Annotated in this window: 31 protein-coding genes and 2 tRNA genes; 20 read left to right on the forward strand and 13 right to left on the reverse strand. The window is 60.5% G+C overall.

Features of this window, described 5'->3' with window-relative positions:
* Positions 1 to 4 precede the first annotated feature (4 nt).
* Positions 5 to 2,980 carry a phosphoenolpyruvate carboxylase gene (gene ppc, locus WH7805_RS06305; RefSeq protein ID WP_006042183.1) on the forward strand — a complete coding sequence of 992 codons (2,976 nt, stop codon included), beginning with the start codon at positions 5 to 7 and terminating at the stop codon, positions 2,978 to 2,980.
* A gap of 480 nt (positions 2,981 to 3,460) precedes the next feature.
* Here ppc and WH7805_RS06310 read toward each other — a convergent pair.
* Positions 3,461 to 3,534 (reverse strand) — tRNA-Arg (locus WH7805_RS06310).
* A 62-nt stretch (positions 3,535 to 3,596) separates the two neighbouring features.
* On the opposite strand from WH7805_RS06310, the gene recF reads away from it, so the two are divergent.
* Positions 3,597 to 4,715 carry a DNA replication/repair protein RecF gene (gene recF / locus WH7805_RS06315; protein ID WP_071933688.1) on the forward strand — a complete coding sequence of 373 codons (1,119 nt, stop codon included), beginning with the start codon at positions 3,597 to 3,599 and terminating at the stop codon, positions 4,713 to 4,715.
* A gap of 29 nt (positions 4,716 to 4,744) precedes the next feature.
* Positions 4,745 to 5,227: an adenosylmethionine decarboxylase gene (gene speD, locus WH7805_RS06320; protein ID WP_006042186.1), complete on the forward strand. Its 483-nt coding sequence runs from the start codon at positions 4,745 to 4,747 to the stop codon at positions 5,225 to 5,227.
* Here speD and larE read toward each other — a convergent pair.
* A complete protein-coding gene (gene larE / locus WH7805_RS06325) occupies positions 5,216 to 6,115 on the reverse strand; it encodes an ATP-dependent sacrificial sulfur transferase LarE (RefSeq protein WP_006042187.1) in 900 nt (299 codons plus the stop codon). The two genes, speD and larE, sit on opposite strands and share 12 nt — an antisense overlap.
* 60 nt (positions 6,116 to 6,175) lie before the next feature.
* On the opposite strand from larE, the gene WH7805_RS06330 reads away from it, so the two are divergent.
* Positions 6,176 to 7,372, forward strand: a complete 1,197-nt coding sequence (locus WH7805_RS06330) for a cob(I)yrinic acid a,c-diamide adenosyltransferase (protein ID WP_006042188.1) — start codon at positions 6,176 to 6,178, stop codon at positions 7,370 to 7,372.
* A gap of 3 nt (positions 7,373 to 7,375) precedes the next feature.
* Here WH7805_RS06330 and moeB read toward each other — a convergent pair whose 3' ends face one another.
* Positions 7,376 to 8,539 (reverse strand): molybdopterin-synthase adenylyltransferase MoeB, encoded by a 1,164-nt coding sequence (gene moeB, locus WH7805_RS06335; protein WP_006042189.1) that lies wholly within the window; start codon positions 8,537 to 8,539, stop codon positions 7,376 to 7,378.
* On the reverse strand, positions 8,536 to 9,126 hold the full coding sequence (locus WH7805_RS06340) for a M67 family metallopeptidase (protein ID WP_232198972.1): 591 nt from the start codon (positions 9,124 to 9,126) through the stop codon (positions 8,536 to 8,538). Before WH7805_RS06340 ends, moeB begins: the two co-directional genes overlap by 4 nt.
* 20 nt (positions 9,127 to 9,146) lie before the next feature.
* On the opposite strand from WH7805_RS06340, the gene WH7805_RS06345 reads away from it, so the two are divergent.
* Positions 9,147 to 9,521, forward strand: coding sequence for a CAAD domain-containing protein (locus WH7805_RS06345; RefSeq protein WP_006042191.1), 375 nt, complete (start codon positions 9,147 to 9,149; stop codon positions 9,519 to 9,521).
* Between the two features lie 42 nt (positions 9,522 to 9,563).
* On the opposite strand, the gene WH7805_RS06350 is transcribed toward WH7805_RS06345, so the two are convergent.
* The gene (locus WH7805_RS06350; protein WP_071933734.1) at positions 9,564 to 10,445 is read right to left on the reverse strand and encodes a fructosamine kinase family protein; all 882 of its coding nucleotides are present in this window, start codon (positions 10,443 to 10,445) and stop codon (positions 9,564 to 9,566) included.
* Positions 10,446 to 10,481: 36 nt separating this feature from the next.
* Here WH7805_RS06350 and crtD point away from each other — a divergent pair, with 36 nt between their 5' ends.
* Positions 10,482 to 11,996: a C-3',4' desaturase CrtD gene (gene crtD, locus WH7805_RS06355; RefSeq protein ID WP_006042193.1), complete on the forward strand. Its 1,515-nt coding sequence runs from the start codon at positions 10,482 to 10,484 to the stop codon at positions 11,994 to 11,996.
* On the opposite strand, the gene WH7805_RS06360 is transcribed toward crtD, so the two are convergent.
* A complete protein-coding gene (locus WH7805_RS06360) occupies positions 11,980 to 12,885 on the reverse strand; it encodes a prephenate/arogenate dehydrogenase (protein ID WP_038005150.1) in 906 nt (301 codons plus the stop codon). The genes crtD and WH7805_RS06360 overlap by 17 nt on opposite strands.
* Positions 12,886 to 12,980: 95 nt before the next feature.
* Between WH7805_RS06360 and WH7805_RS06365 the strand changes: the two genes are divergently transcribed.
* The 3 genes from WH7805_RS06365 to WH7805_RS06375 all read left to right on the forward strand — a co-directional run bounded on the left by WH7805_RS06365 (position 12,981) and on the right by WH7805_RS06375 (position 15,126).
* A complete protein-coding gene (locus tag WH7805_RS06365; RefSeq protein ID WP_006042195.1) occupies positions 12,981 to 14,429 on the forward strand; it encodes a hypothetical protein in 1,449 nt (482 codons plus the stop codon).
* A gap of 37 nt (positions 14,430 to 14,466) precedes the next feature.
* Positions 14,467 to 14,706, forward strand: a complete 240-nt coding sequence (locus tag WH7805_RS06370) for a DUF2839 domain-containing protein (protein ID WP_006042196.1) — start codon at positions 14,467 to 14,469, stop codon at positions 14,704 to 14,706.
* Between the two features lie 75 nt (positions 14,707 to 14,781).
* Positions 14,782 to 15,126, forward strand: coding sequence for a DUF1815 family protein (locus WH7805_RS06375; RefSeq protein WP_038005152.1), 345 nt, complete (start codon positions 14,782 to 14,784; stop codon positions 15,124 to 15,126).
* A gap of 16 nt (positions 15,127 to 15,142) precedes the next feature.
* Here the strand turns inward: WH7805_RS06375 and recA are convergent, their stop codons facing one another.
* The 7 genes from recA to WH7805_RS15080 form a co-directional block, all read right to left on the reverse strand.
* On the reverse strand, positions 15,143 to 16,291 hold the full coding sequence (gene recA, locus WH7805_RS06380; protein ID WP_006042198.1) for a recombinase RecA: 1,149 nt from the start codon (positions 16,289 to 16,291) through the stop codon (positions 15,143 to 15,145).
* A 152-nt stretch (positions 16,292 to 16,443) separates the two neighbouring features.
* The gene (locus tag WH7805_RS06385) at positions 16,444 to 17,208 is read right to left on the reverse strand and encodes an HAD family hydrolase (protein WP_038005155.1); all 765 of its coding nucleotides are present in this window, start codon (positions 17,206 to 17,208) and stop codon (positions 16,444 to 16,446) included.
* Between the two features lie 16 nt (positions 17,209 to 17,224).
* Positions 17,225 to 17,296 (reverse strand) — tRNA-Gln (locus WH7805_RS06390).
* 104 nt (positions 17,297 to 17,400) lie between these two features.
* Positions 17,401 to 19,041 (reverse strand): AAA family ATPase, encoded by a 1,641-nt coding sequence (locus WH7805_RS06395; protein WP_006042200.1) that lies wholly within the window; start codon positions 19,039 to 19,041, stop codon positions 17,401 to 17,403.
* Between the two features lie 72 nt (positions 19,042 to 19,113).
* Positions 19,114 to 20,109 carry an LdpA C-terminal domain-containing domain gene (locus tag WH7805_RS06400; RefSeq protein WP_006042201.1) on the reverse strand — a complete coding sequence of 332 codons (996 nt, stop codon included), beginning with the start codon at positions 20,107 to 20,109 and terminating at the stop codon, positions 19,114 to 19,116.
* Between the two features lie 44 nt (positions 20,110 to 20,153).
* Positions 20,154 to 20,615 (reverse strand): NAD(P)H-quinone oxidoreductase subunit N, encoded by a 462-nt coding sequence (locus tag WH7805_RS06405; protein ID WP_006042202.1) that lies wholly within the window; start codon positions 20,613 to 20,615, stop codon positions 20,154 to 20,156.
* Positions 20,616 to 20,893: 278 nt separating this feature from the next.
* Positions 20,894 to 21,019, reverse strand: coding sequence for a hypothetical protein (locus tag WH7805_RS15080; protein ID WP_006042203.1), 126 nt, complete (start codon positions 21,017 to 21,019; stop codon positions 20,894 to 20,896).
* Here WH7805_RS15080 and rplC point away from each other — a divergent pair.
* From rplC to rplN, 11 genes are read left to right on the forward strand one after another with little or no spacing between them, the layout of a single operon-like run.
* Positions 21,012 to 21,668, forward strand: a complete 657-nt coding sequence (gene rplC / locus WH7805_RS06410) for a 50S ribosomal protein L3 (protein WP_006042204.1) — start codon at positions 21,012 to 21,014, stop codon at positions 21,666 to 21,668. The genes WH7805_RS15080 and rplC overlap by 8 nt on opposite strands.
* Positions 21,668 to 22,303, forward strand: a complete 636-nt coding sequence (gene rplD / locus WH7805_RS06415; RefSeq protein ID WP_006042205.1) for a 50S ribosomal protein L4 — start codon at positions 21,668 to 21,670, stop codon at positions 22,301 to 22,303. Before rplC ends, rplD begins: the two co-directional genes overlap by 1 nt.
* Positions 22,296 to 22,598 carry a 50S ribosomal protein L23 gene (locus tag WH7805_RS06420; RefSeq protein WP_006042206.1) on the forward strand — a complete coding sequence of 101 codons (303 nt, stop codon included), beginning with the start codon at positions 22,296 to 22,298 and terminating at the stop codon, positions 22,596 to 22,598. Before rplD ends, WH7805_RS06420 begins: the two co-directional genes overlap by 8 nt.
* A gap of 15 nt (positions 22,599 to 22,613) precedes the next feature.
* The gene (gene rplB / locus WH7805_RS06425) at positions 22,614 to 23,477 is read left to right on the forward strand and encodes a 50S ribosomal protein L2 (RefSeq protein ID WP_006042207.1); all 864 of its coding nucleotides are present in this window, start codon (positions 22,614 to 22,616) and stop codon (positions 23,475 to 23,477) included.
* Positions 23,478 to 23,512: 35 nt separating this feature from the next.
* Positions 23,513 to 23,788 (forward strand): 30S ribosomal protein S19, encoded by a 276-nt coding sequence (rpsS, locus tag WH7805_RS06430; RefSeq protein ID WP_006042208.1) that lies wholly within the window; start codon positions 23,513 to 23,515, stop codon positions 23,786 to 23,788.
* A gap of 4 nt (positions 23,789 to 23,792) precedes the next feature.
* Positions 23,793 to 24,158, forward strand: coding sequence for a 50S ribosomal protein L22 (gene rplV / locus WH7805_RS06435; protein ID WP_006042209.1), 366 nt, complete (start codon positions 23,793 to 23,795; stop codon positions 24,156 to 24,158).
* A 19-nt stretch (positions 24,159 to 24,177) separates the two neighbouring features.
* Positions 24,178 to 24,909, forward strand: a complete 732-nt coding sequence (rpsC, locus tag WH7805_RS06440; protein WP_006042210.1) for a 30S ribosomal protein S3 — start codon at positions 24,178 to 24,180, stop codon at positions 24,907 to 24,909.
* Positions 24,910 to 24,925: 16 nt separating this feature from the next.
* On the forward strand, positions 24,926 to 25,399 hold the full coding sequence (gene rplP, locus WH7805_RS06445) for a 50S ribosomal protein L16 (RefSeq protein ID WP_006042211.1): 474 nt from the start codon (positions 24,926 to 24,928) through the stop codon (positions 25,397 to 25,399).
* A 2-nt stretch (positions 25,400 to 25,401) separates the two neighbouring features.
* Positions 25,402 to 25,611, forward strand: a complete 210-nt coding sequence (gene rpmC, locus WH7805_RS06450) for a 50S ribosomal protein L29 (protein WP_006042212.1) — start codon at positions 25,402 to 25,404, stop codon at positions 25,609 to 25,611.
* A gap of 17 nt (positions 25,612 to 25,628) precedes the next feature.
* Positions 25,629 to 25,895 carry a 30S ribosomal protein S17 gene (gene rpsQ, locus WH7805_RS06455; protein WP_006042213.1) on the forward strand — a complete coding sequence of 89 codons (267 nt, stop codon included), beginning with the start codon at positions 25,629 to 25,631 and terminating at the stop codon, positions 25,893 to 25,895.
* A complete protein-coding gene (gene rplN, locus WH7805_RS06460; protein WP_006042214.1) occupies positions 25,892 to 26,257 on the forward strand; it encodes a 50S ribosomal protein L14 in 366 nt (121 codons plus the stop codon). The genes rpsQ and rplN overlap by 4 nt, the downstream gene beginning before the upstream one ends.
* The last annotated feature ends 2 nt before the right edge of the window (positions 26,258 to 26,259 follow it).

The raw sequence follows: 26,259 nt of genomic DNA on the forward strand, positions 1-26,259 counted from the left end.
TTCAATGTCCTCCTCCTCCGCACGAAGTCCTGAGAGCGAACAGCCCAGGGTTGCGGTGGCTGAGGCTCCTGTGGGCGGCCAGCTCTTACAGCAACGACTCGCCCTGGTCGAAGACCTCTGGCAGACCGTTCTTCGCAGTGAGTGTCCAGCGGAACAGGCGGAGCGCCTTCTGCGGATGAAACAACTCAGCGACCCAGTCCTTCCGGACGGCAACGCGGTGAGCAGTGACGCTTTGGTGTCGTTGATCAGGGACATGGACTTGTCGGAAGCCATCGCGGCCGCTCGGGCTTTTTCCCTGTACTTCCAACTGGTGAACATTCTCGAGCAGCGCATCGAGGAAGACGGATATTTGGAAAGCATCGTCCGCTCACAGGACACAGCGGAACAGATCAATCCCTTCGCGCCTCCCCTCGCAACACAGACAGAGCCCGCCACCTTCCGGGAACTGTTTGAACGCCTACGCAGACTCAATGTCCCCCCCGCACAGCTGGAAAACCTGCTGCAGGAGCTCGATATCCGCCTGGTCTTCACCGCCCATCCCACCGAAATCGTCCGTCACACGATCCGCCACAAGCAGAGGCGGGTTGCAAGCCTGCTGCAGCAACTGGAAACCAAGAGCGATTCAAGCGCCGTTGAAGCTGGAACCATCCGTCTTCAGTTGGAGGAGGAGATCAGGCTGTGGTGGCGAACCGATGAGCTGCACCAGTTCAAACCCTCGGTTCTGGACGAGGTTGATTACGCCCTTCACTACTTCCAGCAGGTGCTGTTCGGGGCCATGCCCCAGCTGCGCCGACGCCTCTCCTCGGCACTGGCCTGCAGCTACCCGGATGTCCAACTGCCGCCGTCATCCTTCTGCACCTTCGGCTCCTGGGTTGGATCCGATCGTGATGGAAACCCTTCGGTAACGACTGACATCACCTGGCGAACGGCCTGCTATCAGCGCCAGCTGATGCTGGATCGTTATGTGAGCGCAGTCCACGGGCTTCGAGATCAGCTGAGCATCTCCATGCAGTGGAGCCAGGTCAGTGCACCACTCCTTGAATCCCTGGAGATGGATCGGTTGCGGTTTCCTGAGGTGTACGAAGAGCGTGCGACCCGTTATCGACTGGAGCCCTATCGCCTAAAGCTGAGTTTTGTGCTTGAGAGGCTGCGTCTCACGCAGATCCGCAATCAGCAGCTGGCGGATGCCGGCTGGAGAGCTCCTGCAGATGCACAGGTGGCCGCTACTCCAGAAACACCTCAAAGCGAATCTCTTCACTACGGCTCCGTGGCGGAGTTCCGCAGTGACCTTGAACTGATCCGAACAAGCTTGGTCAGTACTGACCTCACCTGCGAGCCCCTCGACACGTTGCTCACCCAGGTGCACATTTTTGGTTTTTGTCTTGCCGGCCTAGACATCCGCCAGGAAAGCACCCGGCACAGCGATGCTTTGGACGAAGTGAGTCGCTACCTGAACCCCGACGAGGCCTACGGGGATCTGAATGAACAGGAACGCGTGAACTGGCTGCTTCAAGAGCTGCAGACCCGCCGCCCTCTGATCCCACCCTCCGTCCAATGGTCATCCACGACGGAAGAAACCGTTGATGTCTTCCGCACGCTGCATCGCCTCCAGGATGAGTTCGGAAGTCGAATTTGCCGAACCTATGTGATCTCCATGAGTCACAGCGTTTCGGATCTACTGGAAGTGCTTCTCCTGGCGAAGGAAGCGGGGCTTGTGGAACCTTCTGCAGGCCATGCCGACCTGCTGGTGGTTCCTCTCTTCGAAACCGTGGAGGATCTACAGAGGGCTCCCGAGGTGATGGAACAGCTGTTCCAGACCCCCTTGTATCGCAACCTGCTTCCCAGGGTTGGAAGCCAGGGACAACCTCTGCAAGAGCTGATGCTCGGCTACTCCGATAGCAATAAGGATTCGGGTTTCCTCTCCAGCAATTGGGAGATTCACAAAGCACAGATTGCCCTCCAGGATCTGGCGGCAAGAAACGGTCTGGCCCTGCGGCTGTTCCACGGACGTGGTGGTTCAGTGGGTCGGGGAGGAGGACCTGCTTATCAGGCGATTCTCGCCCAGCCCAGTGGCACGCTCCAAGGACGCATCAAGATCACCGAGCAGGGGGAGGTCCTCGCCTCCAAATACAGCCTTCCTGAGCTGGCTCTTTACAACCTCGAAACCGTGACCACCGCGGTCGTTCAAAACAGTTTGGTCACGAACCAACTGGATGCCACCCCCAGCTGGAACGATCTGATGGCGCGGCTGGCCCGCTGCTCCCGTCGCCACTACCGCGCTCTCGTGCACGACAACCCAGATCTTGTTGCCTTCTTCGAGCAGGTCACGCCGATCGAGGAGATCAGCAAGCTTCAGATCTCCAGCCGGCCCGCCCGGCGCAAAACCGGGACGCGCGATCTCTCCAGCCTGCGGGCGATTCCCTGGGTCTTTGGCTGGACCCAGAGTCGCTTTCTCCTCCCAAGCTGGTTTGGTGTCGGCACAGCCCTCCACGAAGAGCTTGAGAACGACCCCGATCAGATGTCGTTGCTGCGGACATTGCATCAACGCTGGCCTTTCTTCCGGATGCTGATTTCCAAGGTGGAGATAACCCTCTCCAAGGTTGATTTGGATCTGGCCCGTCACTACGTGACCAGCTTGGGAAGTGCCGATCACCGCGAAGCATTCGACGGGATCTACAAGACCATCGCCGAGGAATACAGCCTCACCCACCGCCTCGTGCTGGAGATCACAGGGCAAGAGCGATTGCTGGATGCCGATCCAGCCCTGCAGCTCTCCGTGGATTTGCGCAACCGCACCATCGTTCCGTTGGGGTTCCTTCAGGTCGCCCTACTGCGCCGGTTGAGGGACCAAAATCGCCAACCACCGATGAGTGAATCTCCCAGCGACGGTGACGGTCGGACGTATAGCCGCAGCGAACTGCTTCGTGGTGCCCTGCTCACGATCAACGGAATCGCCGCAGGCATGCGCAACACCGGGTGAATGGCCTTGCTTCCCTTCCGCAGACAGCCCGCAGCACCATCCCTTAAGGAGGGTTATTCCTTAAAAATTGACCACATCCCGGATGGAGCCAGTATCAACGCGCTGCTACAGGCGAGCGGTGACCAGATCCATCCTGAGGAGCGCTGGTCACTTGCCCTGAGCCGCAGTCTCTGGGTCATGACCATCCTGGACAACGATCACGCGCTTGCTGGGTTTGTACGCGCGACGACCGATCAGGCTCTGAATGCCAACCTTTGGAACCTCGCAGCACGGCCAGGACCGGATCAAGACCATCTTGTTGACGTGCTTGTTCACCGTTCCCTCGCAGTCCTGCGCAGAGATCTTCCGGGCTGCAGCATCTCGATTTCGGCCCCTCCACAGGCCCTAGCCGCTCTCAAAACCCATGGATACATCCTCGATCCAGGGGGAATTCGAACCATGGGGCTACGGCTCCAAGCGCCGCTGGAGCCTGACGAATCACGAGCATGGAGGGACTCGAACCCCCGACCCTCAGAACCGGAATCTGATGCTCTATCCAACTGAGCTACATGCCCCCGCGGCAGTTGGGAGAACAACCACGATTTGGTTACCTTAGCGACACGTCGCACCTAGACCGATTCGGCTTCTCCGGCTTGAACTGCAGGAGTTCCGCAACCACTGCCACCTGCAGCTGGAGATCCATGCACCGCGTCTGCTGGTGATCGGAAGCAACGGCATCGGCAAATCCAACCTGCTGGAGTCAGTGGAACTCCTGGGGAGTTTGCGCTCCCACCGCAGCAGTCAAGATGCGGATCTGATCCACTGGGATGCACCGAGGGCTCTGCTGAAGGCCTCCTGCATGGACGAAACCGAAGTAGAGCTGGAACTCCGCCGCCGCGGTGGACGCCAGGCACGGCGAAACGGGAAAGTGCTTCAACGGCAGTTAGACCTGATTGGTCCCCTGCGATGTGTGGGGTTCAGCGCCCTGGATCTTCATCTTGTGCGAGGAGAACCAGCTCTCAGACGCAGCTGGCTTGATCGGGTCGTGTTGCAGTTGGAGCCGATCTACGCCGAGCTGATCGGACGGTACAACCGGCTCCTTCGTCAGCGCAGCCAGTTCTGGAGACGAGGCGGCGGCAACAACACCTTCGAACATCAGGCCCTTCTCGACAGCTTCGATAACCAGATGGCCCTGGTCTGCACGCGAATTCACCGACGACGACGACGGGCCCTGTTACGGCTCGAACCCCTGGCAGCGGCCTGGCAGTCACGCTTGAGCCAGGGCCATGAGCAACTGGAGCTCCGTTACAGCCCAGGGAGCGTTTTGGAAGGGGAAGAGGCCGAAGAGCCGTGGCGATTGGCGATCGAACAGCAGCTGCACCGCCAACGCGGTGAGGAGGAACGACTCGGCAGCTGCCGAGTCGGACCCCATCGCGACGAGATCGACATGCTGCTGAATGGCACCGTCGCCCGTCGCTTCGGGTCATCTGGCCAACAGCGCACCCTTGTTCTTGCTCTGAAACTGGCGGAACTGGAACTGGTGGGAGAGCTCTGCGGCCATCCGCCGCTTCTGCTTCTGGACGATGTCCTGGCGGAATTGGATCCGCAGCGCCAACTCGCCTTGCTAGAGGCAGTTGGTGACACCCATCAATGCCTCGTGAGTGCCACCCATCTCGATGCCTTTGAGGGCGAATGGCGGCAACGCTCACAGATTCTTAATGCTGATCAATTGAAAAACGAATCGAAAAACAGCTAGAGTGAAAAACTGTTTTCTTTTGCATCCTGATGGAGCAGACCCTGTCATGCCTGCATCCCAACCCGGGATGGGACGACGTTCAGACCCCTACACCCACCAAGACCCAGATTCCCAGTGCCACCGACATGGTGGGCAAGCACTGCATTCTCGAGCTCTACGATTGCGACAAGACAAAGCTCGATGACGAAGCTTTTCTGAGAACCACCATTACGACCGCTGCGAAACGTGCTGGTGCCACTCTTCTCAACCTCATCACCCATCGATTCGAACCACAGGGCGTCACAGGATTGGCTCTTTTGGCGGAATCTCACATCTCCATCCACACATGGCCTGAAACCGGGTATGCGGCTGTGGATGTCTTCACGTGCGGCGATCACACCATGCCCGAAAAGGCTTGCCAGCACCTCTGCCACGAGCTGAAGGCCATGAACCATGCTCTGCGCAGCTTCTTACGTGAAACCCCAGCAGCTGTAGCGGAGGCAGAGCGCACGCCAGGTTGGTCAACCCATTAAGGCCTTCCCATGCTGCGAAGGCTGGTGTCCGGAACCTTTGCTCATGGCCGATATGCGATTGAGCTTTCCACTCACCAGCCCTTCAAGATCAACGCTGATCGACGTAAATCCCAGGGCTAAAAACTCCTGAACCAATTGGCCGCGCATCGGCTCATTGAGGAGATCGCCGACTCTGGTGGAAGGCACTTCAATTCGAGCCGCAAGTCCCTGACAGCGAACGCGCACGCGCGGAAATCCCCGGGCGATCAAGGAGGCTTCCGCCGCTCCTACCAGTCTGAGTCTTTGGTGCGTGATCTCCTCTCCGTAGGGGAATCGCGACGCGAGACAGGGTTGGGCCGGTTTGTCCCACCAGGGAAAACCGAGGGCTTTGGAGAGTCGCCTGATGGTGGCTTTGTCAATCTGCAGCTCGGCCAGCGGCGATCGCACACCGGCCTGACGGGCCGCCTCAATACCTGGGCGATGGTCACCAAGATCATCGAGATTCACCCCGTCAAGAACCTGCGCTCCGTCAGCGGCCTTAGCGATGTCCTTGAGGTGAAGATGCAGTTCCTGCTTGCAGGCGAAGCAGCGATCTGTTGGGTTCGAGCTGTAGTTCGGATCATTCAATTCACTGGTTTCCACCTCCAGATGACGGATCTCGAGCCAGCGGGCCTGGAGTCGCGCCTCCTCCAATAAGTGAGGCGCAAGCGATGGAGACACTCCTGTGACTGCAAAAGCATGGTCACCCAGCTGTTCACAAGCAATGGCTGCTACGAGGGTGCTGTCCACTCCCCCGGAGTAAGCCACACAAACTGTCCCGGCTGATCGAAGCAGGCAGCGCAGAGCCTCGAGGCGATTCTCATCGTCCTCAGACAGTGACTCCAGTGGACGGAAGCTCGTTTCGGCCACTGAAGAACGAACGAATCTCAGTATGCTCCGATCGTACGAAGCGCCATCCCCTGAACGTCGATGGACGCAACACGCTCATCCGATGCCTCTGGAGCTGGACGCCGGCGCAGCAACCGGGGCATTGGCATCGTCACAGCCGCGGGGAGCAGGGAGCGCAGCCTTGGTCAGTTGCACGTCTATGACGGCGACGGCAAGGGCAAGAGTCAGGCAGCGCTGGGGGTTGTGCTGCGCACGATCGGTCTTGGCATCTGCGAGCAGCGCCGCACAAGGGTGTTGCTGCTGCGCTTCTTGAAGGGACCTGGACGGGCTTACGACGAAGATGCGGCCATCGAAGCGCTGCAACAGGGTTTTCCCCATCTGATCGACCAGGTACGCACGGGTCGCGCCGACTACTTCAATGCCGAAGAAGCCACCCGCTTCGACCAGCAGGAAGCGCAACGGGGCTGGGACATTGCCCGTGGAGCCATTGCCAGCGCCCTGTATTCCGTGGTGGTGCTCGACGAACTCAATCCCGTTCTGGATCTCGGTCTTCTCGAGATCGACGATGTCGTGCAGTCCCTGTCGTCCCGTCCGGAGGGGATGGAGATCATCGTGACCGGCCGTGGTGCACCCGGACCTCTGATCCAGATCGCTGACCTGCATTCGGAGATGCGCGCCCACCGTCGGCCCTCAGGCGACAACCAGCCTGAAGTGCCCTTCACCACTCAGGGAGCGATTGAGATCTACACCGGTGAAGGCAAGGGCAAATCCACCAGCGCACTGGGGAAAGCACTGCAGGCCATCGGTCGCGGCATCAGCCAGGACAAAAGTCACCGGGTGCTCATTCTTCAATGGCTGAAGGGGGGCAGCGGGTACACCGAAGATGCCGCCATCGCCGCGTTACGCGAGAGCTATCCCCATCTGGTGGACCACCTGCGTTCAGGCCGCGATGCCATCGTTTGGCGTGGTCAGCAGCAACCGATCGATTACGTGGAAGCGGAGAGGGCCTGGGAAATCGCCCGTGCAGCAATCGCCAGCGGGCTGTACAAAACCGTCATTCTCGACGAACTCAATCCCACTGTGGATCTTGAGCTCCTACCCGTCGAGCCGATCGTGCAAGCCCTGCTTCGCAAGCCTGCGGAAACCGAAGTCATCATTACGGGCCGCTGCAAACATCCACCGGCTTACTTCGATCTCGCGAGTGTTCACTCGGAGATGGTCTGCCACAAGCACTACGCCGAGCAGGGCGTGGATCTGAAACGCGGTGTTGACTACTGAGGCTCAGTAACGGGGCACCGAGGAATCCACGTCCTGGCTCCAGGCATCGATTCCCCCCGTCACATTGACCGCCAGGATTCCTGAACGGGCTAACAGATCGACTGCTTTAGCCGATCGACCACCCAGCTTGCAATGAACATAAACAGCCTGACCAGATGCCAGCAATCGGATCCGCTCAATCGCGTCACCCGATTCGATCGAGGCCAAGGGAATCAGCTGGGATCCCGGAATCACAGCCACATCAGCCTCAGCCTGCTGACGAACATCCAGGAGCACTAGATCGGTTCTCTCATCGAGTAAAGCCTTTAGCTCACGCACTGAGATGCTGTTCATACCCTGGGACTCCTCGTCCTCAACAGGAACTCCAGGATTACAGAATTGCTCGTAGTCCACCAAGTTTTCAACGGGGGCACGATCAGGGCGGCGTTCGAGGCGCAGTTCTCTGAAACGCATGCTCAGGCTGTCGACCAGAAGCAGACGCCCATCGAGGGTGTCACCGAGACCGGTGATCACCTTGATCACTTCGGTTGCCTGAAGCAAACCGATCAACCCGGGCATCACACCCATCACACCGCCTTCGGCGCAGGACGGCACGAGGTCGCGTGGTGGCGGCTGAGGCACGAGGTCGCGGTAATCGGGAGACTGTGGCCCTTGGTTGAACACCGTGACCTGGCCTTCAAAACGCTGAACGGAGCCATACACGAACGGTCTGCCGAGCATCACGCAGGCGTCACTAATCAAATACCGAGTCGGGAAATTATCCGAACCATCCACAACAAGGTCGTAGGCCTCAATCAACTGAAGAGCGTTCTCCGCCGTCAACCTGCATGAATGCTCCTCCACCTGGCAGTGCCTGTTGAGATCCTGAATCCTCCAGCGGGCTGAAGAGGTTTTGGCTTCGCCGACAGAAGCCTGGCCATGGATCACTTGGCGCTGAAGATTACTGAGATCCACCCGGTCATCGTCCACGATGCCGAGGCGTCCGATCCCTGCAGCCGCGAGATACAGGAGAAGCGGCGAACCGAGCCCTCCAGCGCCGATACAGAGCACGGAGGCAGCCTTCAGACGCGTCTGACCGGCAAGTCCCAGTTCCGGCAGGGTGAGATGGCGGGCGTAGCGCCCCCGCTCGTCCGAGGTGAGTTCAGACAACTGACGCTGATCCGTCATCGAGAGGCCGGGGGTGACTGTTTTTTGGCACTCAAACCAGTGTCACGCAAAGGCACACCCTGAGGGCCCACAAGCTGAAGGGGATACACCTTGGCAAGCCTGGGGGAATCCGAAATCAGCCCTGAAGTGGAGCGCTCCATCCACCAGCCCGCCAAGCCACCGGGACCCGCGTCGATGACCATCACCCCATCGGCAGCAACCCAACGCCTGTCGATGCTGCTGGGACTTGGATCACCGCCGGGGTGGGAATGGGCACTCCCTAAAACATCGAGCCCCCGACGACGCCCCCAGCGTTGCGCAGCGATTTGCTCGAGTGGATCCAGTGCGAACCGCGTCTGCCGTGAAGGCGTAACGCCACCCCCGAAGACCGGTTGCTCATCCAATCCCTGAAACCCTGGACGCCAGACATTGCAGCAGGGCCAAACCACGCGCACTCTCGGCTCAGGAACGGAATCCCCCAGTAGCAGGGCACACCCCTCATCCGGCGTCACTGCATGAAGCGATTTCTGCAAAACGATCAGGCAATCCCGATCGAAGCGAAGCCGCCATGGCATTTCCGGAGGCTTGCCGATAAGGTCAGCGAGCATTAGATCCATGCCAAGGCGTCATGAGCGACGAAAGCACCCCCCAGGTGAATGACACCGACGCCACCACAACTGCACCCGCTGGTGAAAGCGTCGATTTTGCTGAACGATACAAAGACATTCTCGGCAGGGTGAACGAAACCCTTGACAAAGTCGACTGGAGTCAGGCTGGCCGTATCGGCAAAGTTGTTGGGATTTTCGCAGCCGTGATCGTTGCGCAGATTCTGATTAAGGGCATCCTCGACACCATCAATCTTCTGCCGATCATTCCAGGTCTGCTTGAACTTCTGGGTGTTGTTGTTGTTGGGCAGTGGAGCTGGAAGAACCTCACCACTGGTGAAAAGCGCTCGGCCCTCGTCACTCGCATCCAGGATCTACGCAAGGAATATCTGGGTTAATCAAGCGATGTGGGGGAACACCACCCCCCACCGATCAATCATTCAGAGAAGCGTGCTTCTCAGCGAGTTGAGCACGCGACGGCAACGCTGTTGATATCCGCCTCCGAACAGGTTGGCGTGATTGAGCAAGTGATAAAGGTTGAGTGCCTCGTATCGCTGCTCAACCTCTTCCGGGAGGGGCCACTCCTTGTTGTAACCCTCAAGAAAACGCCTCGAAAATCCTCCGAACAACTGGGTCATCGCGATGTCTGCTTCTCGATCAGCCCACCAGCTGGCAGGGTCGATCAGCAGTCCCCGTCCATCCGCCAACACACCGGCATTGCCCGCCCAGAGATCCCCATGAACCAGACAGGGTTCGGGAGCATGCTCGCCAAGCCACTGCGCCAGCGGAGCAAGAAGAGATGACCAGTCGTTTTCATTCAATGACCAGGCCTCAGCCAAGCGCAGCTGAGGTTCCAAACGCAGCTCAACAAACGCCTCACCCCAGCCATCGCGCCATCCGGCCGGTTGGGGACCAAGACCAATAAAACCGTCTTCGTCACAACCAAACCGTGCAGGACCATTCAGCGACGACATCCTGTGTAGCCGGGCCAGACCTCGGCCGAGATTGAACTGATCGCCGTTCCCCATCTCCCACCAAGGGAGTACCAGAACCGCCCGGTGCTCAAGGGGAAGCCACGCCAGCACTTCCACAACCTCAACAAGATCGGCATCAGCCCACCGGCGTAGGGACCGCAGCCCCCGTCGCTCTGCGTCAAGGAGGGCAGGATCGGAGACCTTGAGGAACCAAGCGCTGCCGTCACTCAGGACTGCTCTCCAACAGGCTCCTCGCTCACCACCGCTGACAGGTCCGATGGACGTCACACAACGTCCCCGCAGCAGGTCTCTTTCCTTGGAAAGGATCTGCTCGAGCTGATCCCGCATCCACAAGCACCGGAAAGCAGCTGCCAGCATGCCCGGATGGACAACTCCCGCGACGCGATTGTGATCGGAGGCGGCATTGCCGGCCTCACCGCCGCGGCCTTGCTGGCTCGCGAAGGGTTATCAGTGACCCTCTTGGAGTCCCACCACCAGCTCGGAGGCTGCGCTGGAACATTCAAGCGGGGGCGCTACACCTTCGATGTCGGCGCCACCCAGGTGGCAGGTCTTGAACCGGGCGGAAGCCATGCCCGACTGTTCCGCCATCTCGGCCTGGAGCCACCTTTCGCGGAACGCCTCGATCCAGGCTGTGTGGTGAATCTGAATGACGGGTCACCCCCCATCCACCTCTGGCATGACCCCCAACGCTGGCGGGAGGAACGGACGCGCCACTTCCCTGGAACGGAGCGGTTCTGGGAACTGTGCAGCTGGATCCATCGCCAGAACTGGCAATTCGCCGCAGCCGACCCAGTACTGCCCGTGCGTTCAGGCTGGGATCTGAGCCGAACACTCAAAGCACTCACACCCGGCAATCTCGCCACGGCCCCTCTCAGTCTTCTCACCGTTGCCGATCTTCAGAGACTCTGCGGCTGCGGCAGCAATCAACGCCTGCGCCGTTTTCTCGACCTGCAGCTCCGGCTGTACTCCCAGCAACCTGCCGATCGAACAGCAGCGCTCTACGGAGCCACCGTCCTGCAGATGTGCCAGGCACCCCTTGGCCTCTGGCACCTGCAGGGTTCCATGCAGAGCCTCAGCGACCATCTCCTGGCCTCCCTTCAGCGGGATGGCGCCGAGATACTCCTACGCCATCGCGCTGTCTTGCTGGAGCGAAACCGAACCAGCGGCGGCTGGACGGTGCAGATGGAGCTGCCAGGAGGTGAGCGACGGTCTCTGCAAGCAGCCGATGTGGTGTGCAGTCTTCCGCCTCAGTGCTTGCCCTCTTTGATTCCAGACAAGAATGTTCTCGGCGAGTCCTATCGCCGCCGGCTCCAAACCCTTCACGCTCCCAGTGGGGCACTGGTGTTCTACGGAGCGGTGCACCGACGCGATCTTCCTGAAGCCTGTCCAGGCCATCTGCAGTGCGATTGGGACACACCAGGGTCACTCTTCCTCTCGATCAGCAGGGATGGCGATGGCCGTGCTCCGGCTGGAGAGGCCACGGTGATCGCCAGCGTGTTCACCACCCCTGAGGGTTGGCACGACCTGCCGGAGGAGGACTACCAGAAACGCAAACAGACTGTGCTGGAACAGATGCGCCGCGGTGTTGAAAACGCCCTGACGCTTCCTGCCGAGGCCTGGCTCCACACCGAGCTGTCCACCCCCCGCGGCTTCGCCTACTGGACGGGTCGCCCAAAGGGTGTTGTAGGCGGTCTGGGACAAAGTCCGGATCGCTTCGGTCCATTCGGTCTGGCCAGTCGCAGTCCGATCAGCAAGCTTTGGCTCTGTGGTGATTCGATTCACCCCGGTGAGGGAACCGCGGGAGTGACACTGTCGGCCCTGATGGCTTGCAGTCAGCTGATGGAGGAACGAGGCCGAACAATCACCCTGGCGGACTGAGCGCACCAGGCCCCTTCTCGACAAACCCTGGACGCAGGGCGCTGGTCTTCTGCAATTCATTTTCGAGTTGAGCCCAGTGACCGCTGAGAATCGCCTCCTCCAGCTGTTCCAAGCTCCACCGATAAGCGGCCAATGCCTTGAGCAGAGCTGACGTGTTGCGGCACGCCATCGCCGTGCCCAGGGCAGGGTTGCCCCCACCCACACGGGTGGTGTCAGCGAAACCGCTGGAAGCCAGACGCCGGGCGAGATCCTGAACCCTTGGATCCCGTTCGTCTCCTGCCGCCCTCAACAAAGCAGCGCTCACCATCACCGGCAGGTGGGACACCAGTGCCACGGCCTGGTCGTGGCAGGCAGCATCCGCTGTGATCCACTCGCTTCCAAGCCCTTCGGCCAAGACTTTCACTCTGGCCAAGGCCTGGGGATCGGTTGACGGCTCAGGCGTCGCCACCCACGGACGGCCTTGGAACAACCCGTGGTGGCCCGAGTCAACGCCGGACTGATCCGTTCCTGCCATGGGATGGGCCGCCACGAAGCGAGGGTGCCGGTGGCGCCAGACCTCAAGCACCGCCCCTTTCACAGATCCCACATCCGTGACAACGGCGTTAGCGGGTAGCGCCTCAACCAACTGCGGCTCAGGCTTCAGCAGCGCTTCGATGGGCAGGGCCAGAACCACTGTGTTGCAATCGTTGAGGCACGAAGGATGGCAACTGACCTCATCCACCAGCCCCCGCTGCATGGCTCGCGTCGCTGTGCTGTCGCGATGCACGAGCCCGGTCACCGGCACACCCTGCTGTCGGAGGTCGAGAGCGAGCGAGCCACCGATCAGCCCGAGGCCCACCACTCCGACCTTTCCGAGAGTCTGCAGCCCAGTGCTCCGCTCCTCACCCATGCCTGCCCAGCCAAGGTCACCATGTTGCTTGACCACTCGAGCAAGCATGATCAAGTTGAACCATTCCTGATCAGAAGGCTCCGTAAGGTTGTCCGATGCTGGAAGTTCAGGCCCATCAGCAGCTGAAGCATCTGCTCCGCGCGGATGCCGGACAGTGGGAGCATCAACTGACGTTGAGTCGGCTGGTGGGCCGCAGCCTGCGTCGCCGCGATCAAACCCGCATCCAGCTCTCTGCCGGCAGCAATGAACGCTGGTGGCTTGCCCTCCTCGTTCCTCTGTGTCTGCAGAGTCGAAACACTGTGCTGGTGCTGGATCAACAGCAACGCCAGCGCTTTCTCAACCTGGAGCGTCCACGCTTGTTGCAGAGCGACCTGCGACTCGGATGCTGGAGTGGCATTCATCCACCCAAAGGAGACCAGCTCTGGTTGCTGACTCACGACCAGCTGATCACTGCATACCGCCTTGGGCACCTCCGGCACGACGACCACCTGGTGATTCCAGAAGCCGAGCATCTGGCGACACGACTTCGGGACGCCATGACCGTGAAGCTGGAGGCCCGGCACTGGGAAGAGCTCAGAACCGCCTTTCCCGCCACTGGCCAGGGACTTCTGGACCTGCATGAACGATTGAGCCGGCAACTATTCGCCCGAGGCTCCGGCAACTTCCGTCAGCTCTGCATGCCGGAGAGCGCCCTAACCAGCGTCCGCGATTTATTGCAACTGACCGGCCCAGCTCCGGAACCCTGGTGTCAGCTCACAACCATGGGAATGGATACCTGGGCAAGCTGGGCCCGACTCGACCATGAACACCTGCAGTGGCAATGGACGCTTCAGCCCCTGGAACCCCTTGAGGAAATCCAAGACCTGTTCAACACCCGGCCTTGGACCCTGATTCATGGCGATGGGGGATGCCGCAGGGCCGCCAATGAAACACCACCCGACCGTGACGATCCCGTCATCCGGATCGATCTGCGCGAGCCGCCACGCAGTGAACCGATCCCGATCTACGCACCCCGCAGACAACCGTTGCCCAACACGGAGATCTACGCCAGCCACCTACTTGATCAATGCCGGCGACTGATTCTTGGCCGCTCAGGTCTGACGCTTGTGCTTGCTGATGACACAGCCCTTCGCCAGAGACTGACCAGCGAACTGGCGGCGGAATTCGGCAGCAGGGTGACCCTGGATCATGCTTCTGACAAACCCAATGGAGTGATCTGCACCAGTTGGAGCTGGTGGATGACGCACCAGTCAACCCTGCCGGAGCCTGAACAGCTCATCACAGCCCTGCTACCAATCGCAAGCCTGGGAGATCCACTCACTGCCGCACGTGTTCAAGTCTTGAAAAAACAAGGCCGTGACTGGTTCAGAGACCTGCTTCTCCCTGAGGCTTTGGCGATTCTGATTCCAGCCATTGCCCCTCTCCGGCGCAATGGAGGCCGACTGGCCCTCCTCGATGGCCGGGTGCGAAGCCGCAGCTGGGGAGAGCAGGTGTTCCGAGCACTGGAGCCCTGGAGTTCACTGCAGAGACTTCTTCCGGACTGAAGGACACCCCTAGGCTGGCCTCAGGGATAGAACAATCATGGGAGAAGCCCGCCGTCGAGCCAGTCAGGGACTGCCCCCCCGTCAGCAAAAATCGAATCCCAAGGATGCCGAGCGCCTCATTGCCTGGCTGCCCCTGACCCGAAACCAGGCATCGCAGTTCGTGTCCATCACCACCCGTGGCGCTTGGATCGGAATCGGAGCACTGGTGGTCTTCTGGGTGGTGGTGCGATTTGTTGGTCCCGCAGCCGGCTGGTGGACCCTTGCAGACACACCCTGAAAGAAGCAAGAAGCGAGCATCCGGGGCAAATCGATAGAAAACCTTTAGAATTCACCCGATTGTGGGATGGGTCTTGTGTTTTTGCGACTATCAGAGCAATACCGAACAGTTGTTCAGGATCTGGTAATGAGCCTTCAAGCTCTCTCCAAAAGCCTGCAAAAACTTGGTGTCACAGCAACCTGTTATGTCTGCGACGACGGTCGTGACGGATCTGGAGCCTCGTTTGTTGCCGAACTCGGCGATCAGCACATGGTGAGATTTCTCGTCTCCGATTTCGGGATCAGCTGGGTTGAGTCACGCAACGGGCGCGAACTGGTGAAGTTTGAAGGTGCTGAAGCAATTCAAGAACTTCAGCGCATTGCTGACAACCTCCAAAAGAGCCGCAGCCAACGCAGCTCTTCTTGCTCGATCCAAGCCTGAGTCAAGGATGGGGCGGTCAGGCCGCCCCCTTGGTCTTGACATCCAGCTGGGCCTCAGGGGCCTTGGCGGCGGGTTTGGCTGCAGCCGAGCGCGCGGCGGCAGCCAGAGGGCGCATGGAATTGGAGGTCACCTCAGAACCCTCAGTCAACTTTTGGCGAACCAACGTTTCGATCGTGTCCTTGGCGTCAGGGTTTTGCTCTAACCACCCAATGGTGTTGTCCCGTCCCTGGCCGATGTTGTCGCCCTCATAGCTGTACCAGGCTCCTTTGCGGGTCACCACGCCTGTCTCCTCTGCCAGATCAAGCAAACACCCCAGCGTGCTGATGCCACGGCCGAAGAGAATGTCAAATTCGGCGATACGGAAGGGAGGCGCCACCTTGTTCTTAGCCACCTTCACCTTCGCCCGGATTCCGTATTCCTCGGTGCCTCGCTTCAGCGTCTGAATGCGACGGATGTCAAGGCGCACCGATGCATAGAACTTGAGAGCATTACCGCCAGTTGTTGTTTCCGGGTTGCCGTAGGTGACCCCGATTTTCAAACGCAGCTGATTGAGGAAAATCACGGTGCAACCGGATTTGCCGATGTTGCCTGTGATCTTGCGCATGGCTTGGCTCATCAGACGCGCCTGGGCGCCCACCGCCAGATCGCCCATCTCTCCCTCGATCTCAGCACGGGGCGTCAGCGCCGCGACAGAGTCAACCACCACGATGTCAACGGCAGCAGAACGCACAAGCTGGTCGACGATCTCAAGCGCCATCTCACCGGTGTCGGGCTGAGACACCAACAGATTCTCGATGTCGACACCAAGCGAGGCGGCATAGACAGGATCGAGTGCATGCTCAGCATCCACGAAGGCCGCAACGCCCCCACGTCGCTGCACCTCGGCGATGGCATGCAACGTCAGCGTGGTCTTACCGGAACTTTCCGGCCCGTAAACCTCAACAACACGCCCCTTGGGATAACCACCCCCCAAAGCAAGGTCAAGGGTGAGCGCTCCGGTGGAGATGGTCTCCACCCGCATCCGTGACGCGTCTCCGAGACGCATGATCGACCCCTTCCCGAAATTGCGCTCGATTTGCCCGAGCACGAGATTGAGCGCCTGATCACGCTCACCGGGGCGGACATCTCCACCGGAGGACTGGGAGGCTTTCACTTCGACTGGCATGGTTAAGACAGTTAAGGGGCTAAAGGGCGTCGGCGGCATCTGATCAGGACGGCGGCAGAACCGCCGCAGCACCGGGAACAGACACCAGACAATGCATCCAGTGCCCCAACCCGAACCATCCGTCACGCATAGTACAGATGTACGTTAACGAATCAGTTCCAGTTCGCCAAGGGGCGTGCGAAGCATTCCGGACTGAGCAGCGCCACACCGTCGGGCAGGGCCGCTGGGTCATCCGGCTTCAAATATCCCCATGAGGCCAGCCAGCAGGGGAGCCCCTCGAGCCCCGCTGTCCTGCGGACCGTTTCCAGGGTCGCCCTGCGGTCTTCGACAAACCCCAGCAGCCGCCAATCGCGACTGAGACTGCGCAGAACCTCGGGCTTGGGACCTGACTCCCGGCCGTCCAGTCGCGCCGGAGTCAGGTCCATGGAAGCCAGCAGTTCCGCAGTGAACGCTTTCCCCTTGGTGGTGAGCACCGCCCAGGAGACGCCTTCCTCAACCAGAGAGGCGAGGCGCTCCCGCACACCTGGATAGGGCCGATGCATCGCCAGCCAGCCAGGTCGATCGGCCAGGACAGCCTCGCGGCGAACCTGCTCCAGACGCTCCTGCAAGAGACTCGGAGTCCAGCCGAATCGGGTGAGACCTTCGGAGCAGAACGCGCTGTAATCGTGGATCATCCAGTCGACATCAGCCTGCATCGGTGCGCGATGGGACTCAGAGAACACTGACGCGATCAGAACCATCTCCCAGCCATGGTGAATCCATGGACGCAGAGCGCGAAACCCATCAGGAATGGTTTCTGGCAGCACAGCCCCTTGGCACAGGCTCAAAGCGGCACGGCGAGCACTCCACCAGTACTCCTCCATCCCATCAACGAGCACGCCGTCGAAATCAAAGACGAGGAGTCCACGGGACGACACTGGAATTCTGGAAAAACTGGGCCGCTAGGATTCGAACCTAGGAATGGCGGGACCAAAACCCGCTGCCTTACCACTTGGCGACGGCCCATTGACTCCAGAAAGTGATCTCCTGCGGAAATCGGCACTGGCGTTCAGATAGTTACCCACAGCGGAGTGACCTTCGTCAATCCGTCCGTGTCAGGAGAGCCTTGTTCAAGGAGGAAAAACCCTGAGACGACGCTGATCAGAAGGCCCATACACATCACTGCGCAGTCTGTAGCGCGCCACCAGATCAGCCTGCATTTGCAGCACAACATCACTACGGGGCAACAGCTCCACCGGCCGTCCCTCAGGCATCACCACCTGCTCGACAGCCAGCCGACACTCCTCGAGGGCCGCAAGGGCATCAGCGCGTCCTAATTCCGATCCGGAAGTCGGCAACAGCGGTTGATCCCCAGCGAGTGGTCGGCGACTCAGCAGGCGCTCCAAAGCCCGCTCCACCTGAGGCAAGCTATCGGACTTGATCACCAGGATTGGAACTTCAGCCTCTCGCGCCTGACGACGAAGATCCGGCTGACAGCCAAGCCCCTGACGCACGCTGAGCAGGACATCAGCTGCGGAAAGATCATCAACCGCCTGAACAGGCCATCGATGACACCGCACAGCTTCCTCAAGGCGCTGGCGACTGATACCGCAACAAAAAACCCGAAGCGTTTCCGCATCGCGATCCCTCCCGCCAGTTTCCTCATCTCTGCGATGGGAATCTCGCGTTGATCCGGTTTCAGGATTCGGCAGTGGAACGACGGCGAGAGCCGGGCGCCGTTGCGGGGCACGCGGGGAGTTGGGGACGCCAGAGTCCACGAGCCGCACGGAACCGTGCTCAGTCAATTCGCGTTCCTGGGGCCTTGGACTCTGCCCCCTCAAAAGCAAATCCACCGTTCGGGCCACATCGTCATGAACAGCCCAGCGGTGACGGCTGTGCATCTCAATTGCAATGGGGAAGGTCGGTTCAGCGGCCCGCTCAAGGACTGTCTTCTGGCTGCGACGTCGGCGTGCCTCCTCATCCCCGAGGGTGACTGATTCGATTCCGCCCACCAGATCACAGAGAGTCGGATTCTTGATGAGATTGGTGAGCGCGTTTCCGTGGGCCGTGGCCACCAGCATCACTCCCCTTTCGGCGATGGTGCGCGCGGCCTGCGCCTCTAGCTCGGTGCCGATCTCATCGATCACAATCACCTCAGGCATGTGATTCTCGACGGCCTCGATCATCACTTGGTGCTGCAGCTCAGGGCGCGCAACCTGCATGCGCCGCGCACGACCGATCGCCGGGTGCGGAATGTCCCCATCGCCGGCGATTTCATTGCTGGTATCGATCACCACGACCCGCTTCTGCAGCTCATCAGCGAGAACCCTGGCGATCTCGCGAAGGGCTGTGGTCTTTCCCACACCCGGCCGCCCCATCAGCAATAGGGATTGATCACTGTCAAGCAGATCCCTCACCATGGCAACCGTGCCGAAGACGGCCCGCCCCACCCTGCAGGTGAGCCCCACAACATCACCCCGTCGATTGCGAATGGCACTGATGCGGTGAAGCGTGCGTTCGATGCCAGCCCGATTGTCCGCACCAAACTGTCCGAGACGATCGACCATCTCCTCCAGATCCTTTCGCTCAAGGAGTCGTTCCCCTAAGGCAAGGGAGCGACCTGGATAACGGGCTTCAGGGAGCCTGCCGAGATCCAACACCACTTCGAGCAACTGATCGCTGTGATCGTCCTGCTCCAGCACTCGACCCACCGATGCAGGAAGAAGCGACAGAAGTCGCTGCAGGTCGTCGGTAATGCGTTCGGTACTCATGTCCGTTTCAACCTGCCAACCGTCAGGCCCCGATCGCCTTCTAGCAGGGAGATGCCATGCAATGAGAGCAGCTCAGACCTTCTGCAACCAGGGTTCCACGAGAGAACGGGCCAGCGACACTGCTTCCTGCCAACCCGAGGGCCAATCCCGCAGCGATATCTGACGAGACTCCGCCTGCTGAAGCAAAGGCTGGAGGAGCACCCGAGCCATCCCGCCAAACGCCACACCTGAGGGTCGTGCCTGGACCGATGGATCCAGCGTTTGCAGAAAGCTGATCGTCACATCGTTGGTGCCTCCGGCCAGCTGCAATGGTCCTGGAGGAGCGATCGTGCGCAGCTGCTGCCAGAGCCGCAGGGCGGCACGGGCCGTCCCAGCCCCCACATCCCCGCTCATCGGCCGGCCATCCAACTGCCAGAGGGGTCGCATGCCCTGTCGACGCAGAGCGCCATGACGATGCCAGAGCTCCCTGGCCAAAACAGCTGGAGTGACTCCGTGACCTTCCAGCCCACAGCTGACAGCCAGGCGACGCAGGGGAACTTGGGACGCAGCCACCGCAAGCAGCGTGCGTTCGAAAGCCGCGCTTCGCTCCGGTGCCGTGTGAATTTCCAGAGCATCCGGCTGCAGCTCCTGAAGCAATTGACTCAAACCCTCGAGTCCGACCTGGTGCTCCTCGGCGTGGATGAGCTGCTGGGGACAGGCAGGAAGACAGCGCCCACATCCATAACAAACGCTGGCCTCAACGCCTCTATCCGCAGTGATGGCGTCAGCGGGGCAGACCCGTTCACAAGGCCTCGGGCAGTCGGGGGGGCACAACGCTGGGTCAAAGACAGCCTTGCGAAAATGAACATCGGATCCGTCACTGACGCTGACCATCAACCAGGGAGAGGATCCAGTGCGCTCTCGGGCGCAGTTCAGTCCGAGGCGAGCCGCGTGAACCACCGCCGAATCGGCCGCGACATCCACGCAATGCACACCCGCAGCCGCGTACACAGCACACAGGTCGCTGATTGAGGCCAGATCCTGATTGCTGGCACCACAGATCAACTTGACCCAGCACCCCTGACGCAACGCTTCATCGCCGGTGAGACCGGCATGCCGTGGCAGAGAAACGATCAGGCCCCGAGCAGCTGGGTCATCGGCTGCCAGCGCAAACTCCTGGCTCCGCCCATTTCCACAACGACTTTGAGACGCGGCTCCCTTCGGCAGAGATCGCACAGCGTCAACAGTTCGGAGCGGGACAGAACCTGGCCTTCCAACAACCAGAGCACGACAGGCTTATCGCCAAGAAGAACCTCACCGAGCTGGGGCATCACTTCCTGAACCTCGCCAACGGCAGCACCACGACCAACGCTCTGGTGGCCCAGATGGGGCGGGCGCACCCCATGTTTCTGAAACAGAAACACCTCAGGATCTCCAAGCCCGCGGGCGGAACTTAAGTGGGTGCGATATCCAGCCGCGCGCAGGCGTCGGAGCAAACGTGTCTCCGCACCTCCCTCGAGGGGCGCATGAACAGCCATGCAACCCGCTGACTCCAGCTCACGGCGGAAACCCCGACCTGAAAGCAGAAGAGGCATGAATCCATCTCAGATGAGGAGGAGTCTGGCAGCTGATTAGGGATGAGTGGAAGGAGACACGCGCTGATGTAGTGTCTTTGTTTGCTCTGAAGATCTGTGCCCGTCCGCTAGCCGGGCCTCCAGTTCCAAGAGCAGATCCGGCGAGTGCGCCGGGTCCTAGGCCAGAGCAGCACAAGAATTCCGATTGTTGTGTTGCCGGGAAACTACCGATCCATCCGATCGGGCAAGTCCCAGCCAGCTGATTCGCTCGCTAGCCCCATTCCGAATCGATCCGGTGGTCATACTGCCGGCCGTTTCGGCCATGACTGCGTCACTTCGATCAGCGCCCACCAGGCCACCGTTCCTGCGCCTTCGGCCATGCGAACGGGGTTGTCCACGCTGGCGTCATTACCTCCCATGTCCATCGGCATCCTTGGGAAGAAACTGGGTATGTCCCAGCTCTTCGACGAGCAAGGCAAAGCCGTCCCGGTCACTTTGATCGAGGCGGGGCCTTGCCGGATCACCCAACTCAAAACAACAGAAACTGACGGCTACAGCGCCGTCCAGATCGGCTTCGGGGAGACCCGCGACAAGCTGGTCAACAAACCAGCCAAGGGACACCTCGCCAAATCCGGTGAAGGTGTGCTCCGTCACCTCAGTGAGTACCGCGTCGACGATGTCGACGGCCTGGAACTCGGTGGCGCCGTCACCGTGGGTGACTTCGAAGCCGGCCAGAAGGTTGACGTCAGCGGCGACACGATGGGACGCGGCTTCGCGGGTTACCAGAAGCGCCATGGCTTCAGCCGCGGTCCGATGACGCACGGTTCCAAAAATCACCGTGAACCGGGCTCCACCGGCGCGGGCACAACGCCTGGTCGCATCTACCCCGGTAAGCGCATGGCTGGGCGTTACGGCGGCAAAAAAACCACCACGCGCGGTCTCACCATCCTCAGAGTGGACAGTGACCGCAACTTATTGGTGGTGAAGGGCTCCGTTCCTGGCAAGCCCGGTGCGCTGCTCAACATCCGACCCGCCAATCGCGTGGGTGCCAAGCCCGCCAAAGGAGGTAAGTGATGGCCAACTGTGTAGTCCGCGACTGGCAGGGCAAGGAAGCCGGAAAGGCCTCCCTGGACCTGAAGGTTGCCAAAGAGACCACAGCCCTTGATTTGATGCACCGTGCGGTCCTGCGCCAGCAGGCCCACAGCCGTCAAGGCACCGCAAGCACTCTCACCAGGTCAGAAGTCCGCGGTGGCGGTCGCAAGCCCTACAAGCAGAAGGGCACAGGTCGAGCACGTCAGGGTTCGATCCGTACGCCTCTCCGTCCCGGTGGCGGCATCGTCTTCGGACCGAAGCCACGCACCTACAACCTGGCGATGAACCGTAAGGAGCGTCGCCTGGCCCTGCGCACCGCATTGATGGCTCGCATCGACGACGTCACCGTGGTGAAGGACTTTGGAGCATCTCTTGAGGCTCCCAAGACCCGGGAAATCACCGATGCCCTCGGACGCCTGGGCATTGAAGCCGATTCCAAAGTTCTGATCGTGGTGGGGAACCCTTCGGAGGTGCTCCGTCGCTCCGTCCGCAACCTCGAGAAGGTGAAGCTGATCGCAGCGAACCAACTCAATGTCTTCGACCTGCTCCACGCCAATGCGCTGGTGCTGGGGGAAGAGGCTCTCGCAACCATCCAGGAGGTTTACGGCGATGACTGAGCGCTTCACCGGACGCCTGGCGGATGTGATCCGCCGGCCGCTGATCACTGAAAAAGCCACCCGTGCACTGGAACTCAACCAGTACACATTTGAGGTGGATCACCGAGCTGCCAAGCCAGACATCAAAGCAGCTGTCGAGCAACTCTTCGATGTCAAGGTCACTGGCGTCAGCACCATGAACCCCCCTCGCCGCAGCCGTCGGGTCGGCCGTTTCGCCGGCAAGCGTGCCCAGGTGAAAAAGGCCGTGGTGCGCCTCGCCGAAGGCAACTCCATCCAACTCTTCCCTGAGTCCTGAGGGGTCTGAAACGTCATGGCAATTCGCACTTTCCGCCCCTACACCCCCGGAACCCGCACCCGGGTGGTCACCGACTTCAGTGAAGTCACCGGCCGCAAGCCGGAACGCTCGCTTGTGGTGCCCAAACACCGCCGCAAGGGACGCAACAACCGCGGCGTGATCACCTGCCGCCATCGCGGCGGTGGCCACAAGCGGCAGTACCGCGTCGTTGATTTCCGACGCAACAAGCACGGTGTGCCCGCCAAGGTGGCGGCCATCCATTACGACCCGCACCGCAATGCACGGCTGGCGTTGCTCTTCTACACCGATGGAGAAAAGCGCTACATCCTTGCCCCTGCTGGGATCACGGTCGGACAGACAGTGATTTCAGGGCCTGATGCCCCGATCGAGGACGGCAACGCCATGCCGCTCTCCTCCGTGCCACTCGGTTCGAGTGTGCATTGCGTCGAGCTCTACGCCGGACGAGGAGGCCAGATGGTCCGCACAGCCGGTGCCAGTGCCCAGGTGATGGCGAAGGAAGGCGACTACGTCGCCCTCAAACTGCCCTCCACTGAGGTGCGTCTGGTCCGACGCGAGTGCTACGCCACGCTGGGCGAAGTCGGTAATTCCGAGATTCGCAATACCAGCCTGGGCAAAGCCGGTCGTCGTCGCTGGCTGGGACGTCGTCCCCAGGTGCGAGGCAGTGTGATGAACCCCTGCGACCACCCCCACGGTGGTGGCGAGGGTCGAGCACCCATCGGCCGCTCTGGTCCTGTGACCCCATGGGGCAAACCTGCCCTTGGTCTCAAGACTCGCAAGCGCAATAAGCCGAGTAACAAGTTCGTCCTCCGGAAGCGTCGCAAGACGTCCAAGCGGAGCCGTGGCGGACGCGACTCCTGATGTTCATCACCGTTTTGCTGTTCGCTTAATCCGCCATGGGACGTTCACTTAAAAAAGGCCCTTTCATCGCTGACAGCCTTCTTCGCAAGGTTGAAAAGCAGAATGCCGCCGACGACAAGTCGGTGATCAAGACGTGGTCCAGGGCCTCCACAATCCTGCCGATGATGATCGGTCACACCATTGCCGTACACAACGGCAAAACCCACGTGCCGGTCTTCGTGACCGAGCAGATGGTCGGTCACAAGCTGGGCGAATTCGCTCCGACCCGCACCTTCAAGGGCCACATCAAAGACAAGAAAGGAGGCCGCTGAGTCCATGACAACGTCATCCCCAACGGCAACCACCGCCCAAGCCCACGGCCGCTTCATCCGCGGCTCCGTGTCCAAGGTGCGGCGGGTGCTCGATCAGATCCGCGGACGCACCTATCGCGACGCGCTGATCATGCTCGAGTTCATGCCCTATCGCTCCACCGGCCCGATCACCAAGGTGCTGCGTTCTGCAGTGGCCAACGCCGAGCACAACCTCGGCCTTGACCCGTCCACCCTGGTGATCTCCCAGGCCAGCGCCGATATGGGCCCCTCCATGAAGCGCTATCGGCCCCGCGCCCAGGGTCGCGCCTACGCGATCAAAAAGCAGACCTGTCACATCAGCATTGCTGTGGCATCCCAGACCGACTCCTGACCCCCGAGCACACCGACTGATGGGACACAAAATCCATCCAACCGGCTTACGCCTGGGGATCACCCAGGAGCACCGGTCCCGCTGGTACGCCTCCAGCAAAAGTTATCCGACCCTCCTCCAAGAGGATGATCGGATCCGCAAGTTCATCCACAAGAAGTACGGCTCCGCCGGCATCAGTGATGTTCTGATCGCCCGCAAGGCCGATCAGCTTGAAGTGGAACTCAAAACCGCACGTCCCGGCGTGTTGGTCGGCCGCCAGGGCAGTGGCATCGAGGATCTTCGCTCCGGCATCCAGAAAACTGTTGGTGATCCAAACCGTCAGGTCCGGATCAACGTGGTTGAAGTGGAACGGGTCGATGCCGACGCATTTCTGTTGGCCGAATACATCGCCCAACAACTGGAAAAGCGGGTGGCCTTCCGCCGCACAATCCGCATGGCCGTGCAGCGAGCCCAACGGGCTGGCGTTCTCGGCCTCAAGATCCAGGTGTCCGGTCGCCTCAACGGAGCCGAGATTGCCCGGACCGAGTGGACCCGCGAAGGGCGTGTTCCCCTTCACACCCTGCGCGCTGACATCGACTACGCCACCAAGGTGGCCAGCACGACCTATGGCGTGCTGGGGATCAAGGTTTGGGTGTTCAAGGGCGAAGTGCTGGGGGATGAAGCCCAGCAGCAACTGCCTGTGGGGGCAACCCCGCGGCGTCGGGCCGGCCGCAGGCCCCAACAGTTCGAAGACCGCTCCAACGAGGGGTGAACAGGAGGCCTGAATCATGCTGAGTCCAAAACGCGTCAAATTCCGCAAGCAGCAGCGCGGCCGCATGCGTGGCGTCGCCACCCGTGGCAACACCATCGCTTTCGGTCAGTTCGCCCTGCAGGCACAAGAATGTGGCTGGATCACCTCGCGTCAAATCGAGGCCAGCCGTCGTGCCATGACCCGCTACGTCAAACGTGGCGGAAAGATCTGGATCCGAATTTTCCCGGACAAACCGGTCACCATGCGTGCCGCCGAAACCCGTATGGGTTCCGGTAAGGGCAACCCGGAATTCTGGGTGGCAGTGATCAAACCCGGTCGGATCCTGTTTGAAATGGGTGGTGATGAAATCACCCCCGAAATCGCAAAGGAAGCCATGCGCCTGGCGCAGTACAAGCTCCCTGTGAAGACCAAGTTCATCAGCCTCGATGAACAGGAGCAGTCCACCGGAGCCAATGCCCCGGCTGCTGCTGCCGCCACCGTGGAGTCCTGACCATGGCACGTCCCAATGCTTCCGAGCTGCGTCAGCTCTCCGACGCAGACATCACAGATCAGATCAACGGCCTGCGCCGTGAACTATTCGATCTGCGCTTCCAGCAAGCCACCCGGCAGCTGGGTAACACCCACCGTTTCAAGCAGAGCCGCATCAAGCTGGCTCAGCTGCTGACGGTGCAAAAGGAGCGTCAAAGCTCCACCGCCTCCTGATCCCCCGCTTCATTCCCATGGCACTCAAGGAAAGGGTCGGCACCGTCGTCAGCGACAAGATGGACAAAACGGTGGTGGTGGCGGTGGAAAACCGCTTCCCACATCCCATCTATCAAAAGACGGTGAGCCGCACCACCCGCTACAAAGCTCACGACGAGAACAACAGTGTTCGCGTCGGCGACCGGGTTCGCATCACCGAAACTCGCCCGCTCAGCCGTCACAAGCGCTGGGCCGTCGCCGAAGTGCTCAGCCACAGTCCCAAGGCTGAGGGGGCTCAAAAATGATCCAGCAGGAATCGTTCCTCACCGTCGCCGACAACAGCGGCGCCAAGCGCATCCAGTGCATCCGTGTGCTGGGCACCAACCGTCGCTACGCCCACGTCGGTGATGTGATTGTTGCCGCCGTCAAAGACGCCATGCCCAACATGGGCGTGAAAAAGTCCGATGTGGTCAAGGCTGTGGTGGTTCGCACCAAGGCGACCCTGCGTCGTGACACCGGCAATTCCATCCGGTTCGACGACAACGCCGCCGTGATCATCAACGACGACAAGAACCCCAAGGGCACCCGCGTCTTCGGCCCCGTGGCCCGTGAGCTGCGCGAGCGCAACTTCACCAAAATCGTGTCCCTCGCTCCGGAGGTGATCTGATC

The organism is Synechococcus sp. WH 7805, from assembly GCF_000153285.1.
Lineage (GTDB): Bacteria > Cyanobacteriota > Cyanobacteriia > PCC-6307 > Cyanobiaceae > Synechococcus_C.